At 47.4% G+C, this 11054-nt stretch carries 11 protein-coding genes and 4 pseudogenes; 13 read left to right on the top strand and 2 right to left on the bottom strand.

Features of this window, described 5'->3' with window-relative positions; translation table 11 throughout:
- Nucleotides 1–171 precede the first annotated feature (171 nt).
- The 6 genes and pseudogenes from JCM11969_RS07690 to trxA all read left to right on the top strand — a co-directional run bounded on the left by JCM11969_RS07690 (nt 172) and on the right by trxA (nt 4447).
- The gene (locus JCM11969_RS07690) at nt 172–441 is read left to right on the top strand and encodes an IreB family regulatory phosphoprotein (protein WP_054710080.1); all 270 of its coding nucleotides are present in this window, start codon (nt 172–174) and stop codon (nt 439–441) included.
- Nucleotides 442–878 (top strand): annotated as a pseudogene (gene ruvX / locus JCM11969_RS07695) (Holliday junction resolvase RuvX).
- A 10-nt stretch (nt 879–888) separates the two neighbouring features.
- A complete protein-coding gene (locus JCM11969_RS07700) occupies nt 889–1218 on the top strand; it encodes a DUF1292 domain-containing protein (RefSeq protein ID WP_054710082.1) in 330 nt (109 codons plus the stop codon).
- A gap of 116 nt (nt 1219–1334) precedes the next feature.
- Nucleotides 1335–1607: a cell division protein ZapA gene (gene zapA / locus JCM11969_RS07705; protein WP_225353183.1), complete on the top strand. Its 273-nt coding sequence runs from the start codon at nt 1335–1337 to the stop codon at nt 1605–1607.
- Nucleotides 1608–1684: 77 nt separating this feature from the next.
- Nucleotides 1685–4043 (top strand): annotated as a pseudogene (locus tag JCM11969_RS07710) (endonuclease MutS2).
- 86 nt (nt 4044–4129) lie between these two features.
- On the top strand, nt 4130–4447 hold the full coding sequence (gene trxA, locus JCM11969_RS07715; protein WP_054710086.1) for a thioredoxin: 318 nt from the start codon (nt 4130–4132) through the stop codon (nt 4445–4447).
- Between the two features lie 101 nt (nt 4448–4548).
- Here the strand turns inward: trxA and JCM11969_RS07720 are convergent, their stop codons facing one another.
- Nucleotides 4549–5067, bottom strand: coding sequence for a YslB family protein (locus tag JCM11969_RS07720; protein WP_054710089.1), 519 nt, complete (start codon nt 5065–5067; stop codon nt 4549–4551).
- A 988-nt stretch (nt 5068–6055) separates the two neighbouring features.
- Here JCM11969_RS07720 and murI point away from each other — a divergent pair.
- The 4 genes and pseudogenes from murI to cbpB form a co-directional block, all read left to right on the top strand.
- Nucleotides 6056–6757 (top strand): annotated as a pseudogene (gene murI / locus JCM11969_RS18865) (glutamate racemase); the annotation flags it as partial.
- A gap of 99 nt (nt 6758–6856) precedes the next feature.
- A pseudogene (locus JCM11969_RS18870) lies at nt 6857–7499 on the top strand (XTP/dITP diphosphatase).
- Between the two features lie 3 nt (nt 7500–7502).
- Nucleotides 7503–8021, top strand: coding sequence for a metallophosphoesterase (locus JCM11969_RS07730; protein WP_054710096.1), 519 nt, complete (start codon nt 7503–7505; stop codon nt 8019–8021).
- A 20-nt stretch (nt 8022–8041) separates the two neighbouring features.
- Nucleotides 8042–8527: a cyclic-di-AMP-binding protein CbpB gene (gene cbpB, locus JCM11969_RS07735; RefSeq protein WP_054710099.1), complete on the top strand. Its 486-nt coding sequence runs from the start codon at nt 8042–8044 to the stop codon at nt 8525–8527.
- Between the two features lie 42 nt (nt 8528–8569).
- Here the strand turns inward: cbpB and JCM11969_RS07740 are convergent, their stop codons facing one another.
- A complete protein-coding gene (locus JCM11969_RS07740) occupies nt 8570–9385 on the bottom strand; it encodes a mechanosensitive ion channel family protein (protein WP_156319300.1) in 816 nt (271 codons plus the stop codon).
- A 567-nt stretch (nt 9386–9952) separates the two neighbouring features.
- Here JCM11969_RS07740 and JCM11969_RS07745 point away from each other — a divergent pair.
- The 3 genes from JCM11969_RS07745 to JCM11969_RS17700 are packed head-to-tail and all read left to right on the top strand — an operon-like array spanning nt 9953 to nt 10879.
- Nucleotides 9953–10366, top strand: a complete 414-nt coding sequence (locus JCM11969_RS07745; RefSeq protein ID WP_054710102.1) for a DUF948 domain-containing protein — start codon at nt 9953–9955, stop codon at nt 10364–10366.
- 25 nt (nt 10367–10391) lie between these two features.
- Nucleotides 10392–10724: a YtxH domain-containing protein gene (locus tag JCM11969_RS07750; protein WP_054710105.1), complete on the top strand. Its 333-nt coding sequence runs from the start codon at nt 10392–10394 to the stop codon at nt 10722–10724.
- A gap of 5 nt (nt 10725–10729) precedes the next feature.
- Nucleotides 10730–10879, top strand: coding sequence for a hypothetical protein (locus JCM11969_RS17700; protein WP_156319301.1), 150 nt, complete (start codon nt 10730–10732; stop codon nt 10877–10879).
- Nucleotides 10880–11054: the final 175 nt, after the last annotated feature.

Below are 11054 nucleotides of genomic sequence, written 5' to 3' on the forward strand. Positions count from 1 at the left end.
GGCTGCGGTACTCGGGCACGTGCTGACGCTTAGTGATCATGCTCACTGAGAAACACTGTCCGAATTTGGGGTTCTATTTTATTACGAATGAGTTACATCGGGGAAACCCGATTGTGGTTAGTTCAGTATTCCGGTAGAATTAGAACAAATAGCATCGGTGGAGGTGTGATCATGAGTACGTTAGACAAGACCATGTATTTCGATTTTGGCGACAAAAAGCCAAAGGACGTTCACGATACCCTGGTAACAGTGTATCAAGCACTTGAGGAAAAGGGCTACAACCCGATCAATCAGATCGTGGGGTACCTGCTCTCTGGTGATCCGGCATATATTCCGCGTTTTAACGACGCCCGGAACTTGATTCGTAAGCATGAACGCGACGAAATCATCGAAGAGTTGGTGCGCTTCTACCTCAATGAGAATGGGACGTTGACTAAATAAATGCGATTAATGGGATTAGATGTCGGATCGAGAACTGTCGGTGTGGCAATGAGTGATATGTTGGGATGGACGGCTCAAGGAATTGAGATTATTCCGATCAACGAAGATGAGAAAGAATTTGGGATCGACCGGGTCAAGGAAATTGTGGCACAGTACGAGGTCACAGGCTTCGTGGTCGGGTTACCCAAGAATATGAACAATTCCCTCGGACCCCGTGCGGAAGCGGCAAAGAACTATGGCGAGCTGTTAAAGGCCACCTTCGGGATGCCGTATGATTTTCAAGACGAACGTCTCACAACTGTTGAGGCGGAGCGGATGCTGGTTGAAGAGGCCGACGTGTCGCGAAAAAAACGCAAGAAGGTTATTGATAAGCTAGCAGCTGACTTGATTTTGCAAATTACTTGGATCGTAAGGGTCCGTTAACACAAGAAAGATGAGGCCGATAATATGAGTGAAAACAAAGATCAACAAATTACAATCGTCGACGAAGACGGCAACGAAGAGTTATATAACGTGCTTTTCACGTTTACCTCTGCAGATTTTGGCAAGTCCTACATTTTACTTTACCCATCAGGTAAGTCTGATGATGAGGAAGTTGATATTCAGGCCTACCAATTAGCAGACTCTGATGATCCGGCTGACCCACAAGGCGGCGATCTGCTGCCAATTGAATCAGACGACGAATGGGACATGGTTGAATCCATGTTAAACACCTTCCTTGACGGCGGCGGTACCGATGCCTCTGATCAAGATTGGGGCGTTTCAGATCCTAAGTAGGGTCTGCAACCGAACAGGTATAATCGTCAAACGACTTAAGTAACAAGTTAGCCGCTGGTCCGAAAAGGGGTCAGCGGCTTAAGTGATTTTAACGTCAAAATGAGGGGGTGACGGCTGTGGGTGAACCAAACAGCATTGGTAACAAGCGCCGGTTCAAGGCGGTTATTGACGGCCAGTCCTATACGATCGTTGGCAATAAGTCAACGGCACACATGCAGGCCGTGACGGAACTAATGAATCAGCAGCTTGCACAGTTGCAGAAATTAGCGCCATCAATGACCAAACAGGAAGCCGCAACGTTACTTGCGTTTAATGCGATCTCTGACCAGTTGGATAAGGCAGCAGAGCTCGACCGGTTACAAAAAACGCAAACACCTACGGATAACTAACGACCCATGACATCGGTTTAACCGGCAGGGCTAACAATGTCAGGGTAACCAACAGGATTTGGGAGAAACAACGACTAATGAACGATAAAATATTTAAAACCATGGCGTTTGATCAGATCAAGCAGCAATTACGGGCACATTTGGTTTCAGCTTCAGGAGAATCTGAACTGAACCATTTAATGCCAGTTGCAGATCAAGAGACTGTTCAACGCGCTATTGATGAAACGAAAGACGGGCTGATGTCTTGCGGTTAGAGGGCGGTATTCCACTGCCAAAAATGGCTGACGTTACCCCGCACGTTAAACGGTTAGCAATCGAAGGCACGTTAAGCGGGACTGAATTGGCGCAAATTGGCCAGGTCTTAAAAACGGTCAGTCGGGTCGTTGACTTCTTTGACGGGCTCCAGGATAAGGCACTTGAATTGCGTCGGCTGTACGCGATTGTCGCGGAACTTGTGCATTTGCCAGACGTGACGCGTCGGTTAAGTATGTCGGTGACGGATGATGGTCGGCTTACGGATGAAGCGTCACCAGAATTGAAACGGATTCGGCGACGGATCACGCAGATCGAAGGTAGTGTGCGCTCACAAATGAACGGCTATACACGCGGTAAACAGGCGAAGTATCTCAGCGAAACGCTGGTGACCATTCGGGATGACCGGTACGTGTTACCCGTTAAAGCGGAGTACAAGAACCATTTTGGCGGCATTGTTCACGATCAGTCTGCCAGTGGGTTGACGCTCTACATTGAACCGGAAGCCGTTGTCTCAGAAAACAACCGGTTACGTGAAGCGCAAATTGCGGAACGTCAAGAAGAGCGGCGAATCCTTCTGGAATTGTCGAACCTGTTACGGCCGTATCAGGATGATATTTCAGCGAATGCCACGGTGCTGGGTCACTTAGACTTTATCAACGCTAAGGCTCGGTATGCACACGAAATTAAGGCGACAGAACCGCTTCTTTCAGCTGAGAACCACGTGAATTTGCGTCAGGCAAGACACCCGTTGATCGACCAGAAAAAAGTGGTGGCTAACGACATCGAAATAGGCGGCGACTACAAAGCCATCGTGGTCACTGGTCCAAACACAGGTGGGAAAACCATCACGTTAAAAACACTGGGGTTGACCCAGCTGATGGCTCAGTCTGGACTGTTTATTCCGGCAAATGAAAATAGCCAGGTTGGGTTGTTTGATGAAGTGTTTGCCGACATTGGCGACGAGCAATCCATTGAACAAAATCTGTCAACTTTTTCTTCACACATGGACAACATTGCGGCGATTTTAAAGGCAGCAACTGATCACAGTTTGATCCTACTGGATGAAGTGGGCGCTGGGACTGATCCGCAAGAAGGGGCAGCCCTTGCTATGGCTATTCTGGATAATGTTGGCACCATTGGCAGTGAAGTGATTGCGACGACCCACTACCCAGAACTCAAAGCGTACGGTACAACCGACCAGAAACCATCAATGCCAGCATGGAGTTTGACCAAGAAACATTGAAACCGACGTATCACTTGCTGATTGGAATCCCTGGTCGCAGTAACGCGTTGGAGATTGCGCAGCGGTTGGGGCTTGACCAATCAATCATTGATGAAGCTCGTGGGTTAACCGATCAGGACAGCCAGGACCTTAATCAAATGATTGCGTCACTGACCGAGCAGACGCGCCAAGCCAATGTGGACGCAGCGGCAGCGGCTGATAAATTGCATGAAAATGAGGCGCTGTACGCAGACCTCCAAAAACAGTTTGACGCTTATCAGAAACAAAAGAGTCAGCTGATGGAAGATGCAAAACGCCATGCAAATGAAGTGGTCGATCAAACGAAGAAACAAGCGGACAAGATCATCAAAGATATCCGTAAAAAGCAATTAGCGGCCGGCAAGACCGTCATTAAAGAAGATCAACTGATTGACGCTCAGGGCAGTATTAATGCGCTGCATCAAGATGAAACCTTGACGCAAAACCGCGTCTTGAATCGTGAAAAGCGCAAGCATCAGCTCAAAAAGGGTGACGAGGTGCTCGTTAAATCCTATGGGCAACGTGGTGTGATCATGGATAAGCTTGATGATCACAACTACGAAGTTCAGATGGGAATTTTGAAGATGAAGATCGATGACAGTGATCTGGAGAAAGCAGCCCCAGAAGCGACGACGAAGAAGGCGCCTAAAGCCACTATTCGCCGAACTCGTTCTGATGGCATGACGCCAACCCTTGACCTCCGTGGTCACCGGTATGAAGAAGCCATGGCAGAAGTGGATCGATACATCGATTCAGCACTGCTTGCTGGTTACCCTTCTGTCACGATCATTCACGGCAAGGGTACCGGCGCATTGCGGCAGGGTGTGATTGACTACCTGAAATCCAATCGCCGGGTCAAATCGTTTGGGTTTTCACCTGCCAATGCTGGTGGGGATGGCTCAACCATCGTTAAATTATAAATTTAGTAATGATTAAGCAGAATGCTTGTGCTTTTATGAGATTCTGGTAAACTTACCTTTAGTAATTAAACAGGAGGCGTCGATATATGGCTGTTGTAGAAACAACTGATAAGACTTTTGAAGCAGATACGTCTAAGGGCGTAACATTAACTGATTTTTGGGCAACTTGGTGTGGTCCTTGTCGGATGCAATCACCCGTTGTTGAACAACTTTCTGATGAAATGGGCGATGTAACGTTCAACAAAATGGACGTTGATGCTAACCCAGATACACCACAAAAGTTCGGGATCATGAGCATCCCAACGCTCCTTGTTAAAAAGGACGGCCAAGTGGTTGACTCAATCGTGGGTTACCACACAAAGGATCAACTCAAGCAATTGTTGACCCAGTACGTTGAAGCATAACGTAACAGAATTGCAAAAAACAGTGTCAGCTGACGCCCAACATTCTGGGCGTCAGTCGACACTGTTTTTGTCTGTGTTCAAAAATTTAGTATGAATAAATGCTATTCTGTTGTTTTCGAATCTTGGGTTGGCAAAATCAGTTTCATTGGAATCAGTTCTTGCGGATCGGACACTGGATCTTTGGGGTCAAGATGCACGGTCATCGTGATTGCGAGTGCCTTACGTGAGCGGGTCAAAGGCGCAACTTCAGTTTCAGCGACCACGCCAATCATCTGTTCAACGGTGGCAGCCAGAAAACCGGCTTCCAAGGTAAAGGCGGTTTTTGAATCAGTGGCAACCCGTAATTCAACTGGCTTACCGGTTAACTCAAACTGCCACTGGGTGGCGGATTGCTTAGTCAGTGACAGGGTGCCGAACTGTGCCTGTGCGAAAAATACAGCAATGTCGCTGGCACTGCCGAGTTTAAACCGGCGGGCTAATTGCTTACCTTCCCAGTATGCGATGTTTGACGCATCCGGGCCTAAAATATCGGTGAGAATGACGTCGCGTAACAAAGCCTGACCAAATAATCCCGAATTGTTGGGATCTGTCAGGTAATTGGTGTAGATCTGTGTATCCATAATGGACTAACCTGCTTTCTTATTCTACGATAATATCGATTTGGATGGTGGTGGATCGGTTGTTGGGACGCTTTTTTGCCAGTTATTCTAGGCGACTATGTCGAAACGCGTCTCGGAAAGGGTCTATCAAATGTTAGGTGATAGTCCGTTGCATTCCGCAATTTGGCAGGCCGTGTAGTGGCTCGCGAATGAGCTAACTCGATTTCTGCTGCGCAGCTCTCGAGTGGATCTCAATCGTCTCGCACATCAGTAACCGACTAAAGAACGGTCGCTAACTGATGTCGACACCACACTCCGTGCCAAATTGCTGCATTCCACTGATGTTGAGCTTATTTTTACTACTAGTTAAGCATCACATTGGCGTTAAACCAAGTTCGAAGAGAATCCGCCCTCGACTGCTAGTAAGCTATTAACAACAATGCTTCTCATGACATGTTAGTCACTAGTAACGATTAATATAGAGGTTTCGTGATGCCACTTTTGAAGACTTATTAATTATGACGGTTACTGCCAGAATCATAGCGTAGTGGAGTCGTTCGACATTGCAGTTCGACCCCACCTCAGCCTACGGGGTCGAACGGTGGAACGAAGCGACATTAAAGCGCTACTTTGAATCACTTAACATTGGAAAGACCCTTCGGAAAACAGAAAGCTGCATGTAAGTCAACTCGGGCAAAAATGCCAAGTGCGGGCATTTCTGTGTGGTTCTCTGTCCTCGAGTCGAAACGCGTTTCGGAAAACAGAAAGCTGCATGTAAGTCAACTCTGACGGAAATGCCAGGTTCTGGCATTCGTCAGAGTTGACTTACACTCCGCTTCCTCCCGTTTTCCTTCACGCTCTTTACAATAAGATTACAATGAAATTAAGTCTGAATGCAAGATTAAATCAAAGTATTGCAAGAATTTAAGATTTTTTCGGAATTCTTGCAACCGGTGCCGAAATGGTCGATAATTAAGACTCAAGATTACTATAGAAAGGGATTAGTTTAATGACATCTCAAGCAATTGGCTTTTTAGATTCCGGTGTTGGGGGTTTAACCGTTGTTAAAGAGGCATTTAAACAGCTTCCCAACGAATCGTTTATCTTTATTGGTGACCAGGCAAGAGTGCCATACGGGCCGCGGCCGATGGCCGAGGTGCGCCGTTTTGTCGCACAAACCGCGTTTTTTCTGGTCTCAAAGCAAATCAAATTACTGGTGATTGCCTGTAATACGGCAACCGTCGCTGCGTTGCCGCTCTTACGTGAGCGCCTGTCCATTCCTGTCGTCGGTGTTATCGAAGCTGGGAGTCGTAAAGCGGCTGCTGTTTCCAAAACTGGTCACATTGGCGTGATTGCGACGGAGGGCACCATCAAGAGCCACGCTTATCAGCAAAATTTAACCGCTATCCGTCCCGGCGCAACCGTTCGTGGGCTGGCATGCCCCCAATTTGTGACGCTGGTTGAACGCGGCGCAGCAAACCTACCGAGTTCATCAGCTAAGGTCAAACGGCAATTAAGACCCTTTAAAACGCAGCCAATGGACACACTGATTCTCGGCTGCACGCATTTTCCAATCCTACGCACGGCCATTCAGGCGGCGATGGGGCCGACGGTGAAACTGGTTGATCCGGGCGCCGAAAGTGTGGCCATTGTAAAACAAGTATTGGCAGATAAGCACCTGTTGGCCGATCGTGACCAGACGCCAACTGCACAGTTTTATACAACGGGTGGGGCAGCACACTTTAAGCGAGTGGCGGAACAGTGGTTACAGCGCGATAACCTCGATGTCCAACACGTGGCACTCACAGAGATGCAGCAGTACCAACTACCACGACAAACGGAGGTTCATTTAATGAAGCATGATCAACTCATTATTGCGACACGAAATTCCAGCAAGGCCCGAGAGTTTCGGGAAATGTTTGAACCAAAGGGTATTACGATCAAAACACTCGCTGATTTTCCGGAGATCGGTGAGATCAATGAAAACGGCACTAGCTTTGAAGAAAATGCCACGATCAAGGCGGAGACCATTAGCCACCAAACGAACTTGCCAGTTTTAGCAGATGATTCTGGACTGGAAGTCGTGGCCCTCGACGGTGCACCAGGGATTCATTCAGCCCGCTATGCCGGAGATCACGACGACGCTGCAAACAACCGAAAATTGTTGGCGAATTTAGCAGACGTTCCGGCCGAGAAACGGCAAGCTGCGTTCCACACGACGCTGGTGTTGTTAAAGCCCAATGGTGACAAATTAGTCGCTGATGGTGATGTCCAGGGCACAATTTTAACTGCGCCCCGCGGCAATAACGGGTTTGGCTATGATCTTATTCTGGTTAGCAGATCAGGGAAAATCGATGGCTGAACTGACTGATGCCGAAAAGAACGCCATTAGCCACCGAGGTCGGGCGCTACGCAATATGATGACCCGGTTTGATGATTGGTGGGAGGTTTAGCGGATGAACTATCTAGTCATAAGTGATAACCATGGCGATCAGGCAATTCTTCAAACGGTTTTTGACGCATTTAGTCACCGCGTGGATGCCATTTTTCACTGTGGGGATTCGGAAACGACCCGGGACAACCCCGTTTTTGACAACGTCATCGCTGTTGAAGGCAATAATGATCCGCGGGGTGCGTTCCCAGATGACGTTGTCCAGAAGGTGGGCGATGAGACCGTCTTTATGACGCATGGTGACCTGTATGGTGTGAGCATGGGGTTGACGCATCTGAGCTTGAAGGCTCAGGAAGTCGGCGCGACCCTGACGTTCTTTGGCCACACCCATCAACTTGGAGCTGAGTTCGAGGCTGGCTGCCTCTATCTTAATCCTGGCAGTATCTCGTTACCCCGAGGTCAATATGCGCCAATTGGCGGGACGTTTGCCATCGTGACGACGACACCTGATAACATTGCGGTCACCTATTATGACCGCAAGTTAAACCAGCTGCCAGACCTACAGCAAAAATTCACACGTTAAATAAATGAGGTAATGAGGATATGATTGACCAACCGATTCAGACCATGCTGATGCAAGCCCATGGTCAATGGATCATTCCAGCAAACATTGTTGCCAATGTTATGGTGAACAATGACTGCTATCACGCGTTTTTGGTACTTACAAAGATTGGCTACTCTAAGATTCCAGTCCTGGATAAGGACCAGCATTTGTGCGGCCTGTTGTCGCTGTCGATGATTACTGAAAGAATGTTAGATACGGATCACATTGCGCCCGAAAATCTGCGGCGGATGAAGGTTAAAGATGTCATGCAGACTGATTTTAGAGTTGTCGAAGATCCGGATGATTTGGATGAAGTCATGCACCTACTTGTTGATGATTCGTTTGTCCCGGTTGTGTCAGATGAACGAACGTTTACTGGTATTATCACGCGGCGAGAACTCTTAAAGCGCGTCAATTATTTGGCACATAATTTTGATGACTGTTTTGAGACAACTAAACGGCCTCAGGACTCATCCTCTCAATAAAACAAAAAAAGATTGCGTAATCAAACGACTACGCAATCTTTTTTAGTTGTTTGGTGTGGCATCGTCATGATAGACAGTCGGCAACACAATGTCGGCATCGGAAATTGCTTTGAGATACGCCGCCAACAGTTCACGTTGAACCGTAAATTGATCACCGGGTTTCGTGAAAGTGACGACTTGAATCACCAATTTGCCATCTGCAAGCGGGGTGGCGCCCATGTTGGTCGGCTCCTGTGTGATACCAGTCAACGATTTAACCACTGTTTGATTCGTCTTATCAATAATGGCATTGATCTGATCGATTGGTGAATCAGGGAAAATGGGAACCTGAACGAGGGCCCGCATTTCGTGTCGGGATTTATTGCTGACGATTGAAATATTTCGGTTGGGGATGAAGTTGAGCGTCCCATCTGCACTGATGACCTGGGTCGTTCGAATCCCGATGGCGGACACTGTTCCCTCAACCGTGCCAATTTTAACAGAATCACCCACGTTGATCTGTTCTTCCATCAAAATAAACGCACCGGTCACAATATCGGATACAAATCCCTGGGCACCTAGACCTAAAGCTAAACTAAAGATCCCCGCGCCAGCAACCAAGGTACCAACTGGCACTCCCAAGAAGGATAATAGGGCGTAGATCCAGAAGAAGAGGATCGTGTACTGAAAGATATTTTGTACAAGGGTGTAGATGGTGTTGACTCGGTTAACAGAAATCGTATTAAGCTTAGTAGCCTTATAGCGGTTAAAAAGGTGTTTAATGACCTTTTCCCTAGCCAGTTGACGATTAACAGACCGATCGTCACTAGGACGAGTTGGAAAATAGTTACCGCAATCTGTTCGCCAATGGACTGCCAATCAAAGTGTTTAATGAAATGATTGAGCAGTGAAGAAATGGAAGTTTGTTTAAGTATCATGGCAAGTTCTCCTTAGTGAGATCATCTTCTAGTGTACCAAAGGCGAGGGGGTACGGCTACTGTTGGTTTTTTTGTTGGGTGGGGAGGGTTGGAATTATTAGAAAGTTGAGCGCGACGTTTAGTAGGTACAGGTTTTCTAGCGCAGAGTGGTAACTGCTACTGCTCGCGCTTTTTACAATGCCTGAACGTGTTCAGCAAGGTACGGGGCTAACGTGTAACGGAGGCTGGTCTAAAAGTCAGGCCCGGACTTTTCAGGTTTTCAGCAACTGAGTGGTAACCACCACTGCGCGCCCTTATTACATTGCCTAAACGTGTTCAGCAAGGCACGGGGCTAACGTGTAATGGAGGCTGGTCTAAAAGTCAGGCCCGGACTTTTAGACCAGCCTCCATTACACACCGCCCCTAAAACGCCTTGCTTCACACTCTCTAGTGATTTTTATTGCTTCCACCCATCGTCAATGCTATTCTTAAACCAATAAGGTTTTTACTAAGGAAGGGGCGATATGCGATGACTGGAGGACAAGTTGCCGGGATGATTGCGGCAGTTGCATTTTTGATCCTCGTGCTCTTCATTGGCATGTTTTTATCCAAGATGTTGACCACTTTAAAAGAAGTTAATCGTAGTATTCAAACGTTAACGGATGATGTTGACGTCGTTTCAAAACAGGCGGAGGACATTATGGCCAATGCCAATACATTACTTGAAGACGTGAACAAGAAAGTGGCAACAGTTGATCCCGTCTTTCAGGCGGCCGCTGATCTGGGTACCAGCGTGTCTGATTTGAATGATGCCACTCGAAACCTGACAAGTAAGGTTTCTAAATCAGCAAAGAAAACTGCATCAACGAACATCTTAGTTCGGACTGGTGAAGCGGCATTTAATTTCTATACAAAACACCGGCGTTCAAACAGTGATGATTAACGCAAATTAGAAGGGAGTTTTGAACATGGCAAAAAAGACAGGGTTATTTTTAGGACTTTTGGCGGGTGCCGCTATCGCGCACGTTGCCTACCATCATCTATCAAAGGATGAACAATCGCAACTGAAAGATGACGTCTCTGACAAGCTAGACGTTTTAAAGGATCGCGCCGTGGACTACGCATTTTATGCTAGCGATGCCTGGGATGACTTCAAGGAAACGTTTGAGGATCAATCCCAACACGTTTCTGACAAAGTGAAGGATGTAGCAGGTCAAATTGATACTGACAGACTCAAGCAAGCCGCATCTTCATTGGGTAAGCGAAGCATGATGAGGATCCAGATCTGCGGTCAGAATTAGCGGATGTGTCAACTTCTGCGGACGACGATTCGGATGACATTGTCTTGAATAGCGAGGAAACCTTCGGCGGCGCTGATGTGAGCGATGCAGGAGAAGGTAACCGTCCAACAGAAACAATTTTGCCGGATGGAACGAGTGAACCGGTAGAATATTAGAGAGCGTGTAGGAAAACGGTAGGAAGCGGAGTGTAAGCCAACTCAGGCGAAAATGCCCGAACTTGGCATTTTTGCCTGAGTTGGCTTACATGCAGCTTTCTGTTTTCCGAAACGCGTTTCGGCATGGTTGACCAAGAAAGAACAGCAGAAAATGACCTGGAACATTGCCATTTTG

The organism is Secundilactobacillus paracollinoides DSM 15502 = JCM 11969 (assembly GCF_001311135.1).
GTDB lineage: Bacteria > Bacillota > Bacilli > Lactobacillales > Lactobacillaceae > Secundilactobacillus > Secundilactobacillus paracollinoides.

Excerpts from the sequence above, each read along its gene's own strand:
- JCM11969_RS07750 (WP_054710105.1), top strand. The coding sequence starts at position 10,392 with ATGGCAAAAAAGACAGGGTTATTTTTAGGACTTTTGGCGGGTGCCGCT.
- JCM11969_RS07700 (WP_054710082.1), top strand. The coding sequence starts at position 889 with ATGAGTGAAAACAAAGATCAACAAATTACAATCGTCGACGAAGACGGC.
- trxA (WP_054710086.1), top strand. The coding sequence starts at position 4,130 with ATGGCTGTTGTAGAAACAACTGATAAGACTTTTGAAGCAGATACGTCT.
- JCM11969_RS07690 (WP_054710080.1), top strand. The coding sequence starts at position 172 with ATGAGTACGTTAGACAAGACCATGTATTTCGATTTTGGCGACAAAAAG.
- JCM11969_RS07745 (WP_054710102.1), top strand. The coding sequence starts at position 9,953 with ATGACTGGAGGACAAGTTGCCGGGATGATTGCGGCAGTTGCATTTTTG.
- JCM11969_RS07720 (WP_054710089.1), bottom strand. The coding sequence starts at position 5,067 with ATGGATACACAGATCTACACCAATTACCTGACAGATCCCAACAATTCG.
- JCM11969_RS07730 (WP_054710096.1), top strand. The coding sequence starts at position 7,503 with ATGAACTATCTAGTCATAAGTGATAACCATGGCGATCAGGCAATTCTT.
- cbpB (WP_054710099.1), top strand. The coding sequence starts at position 8,042 with ATGATTGACCAACCGATTCAGACCATGCTGATGCAAGCCCATGGTCAA.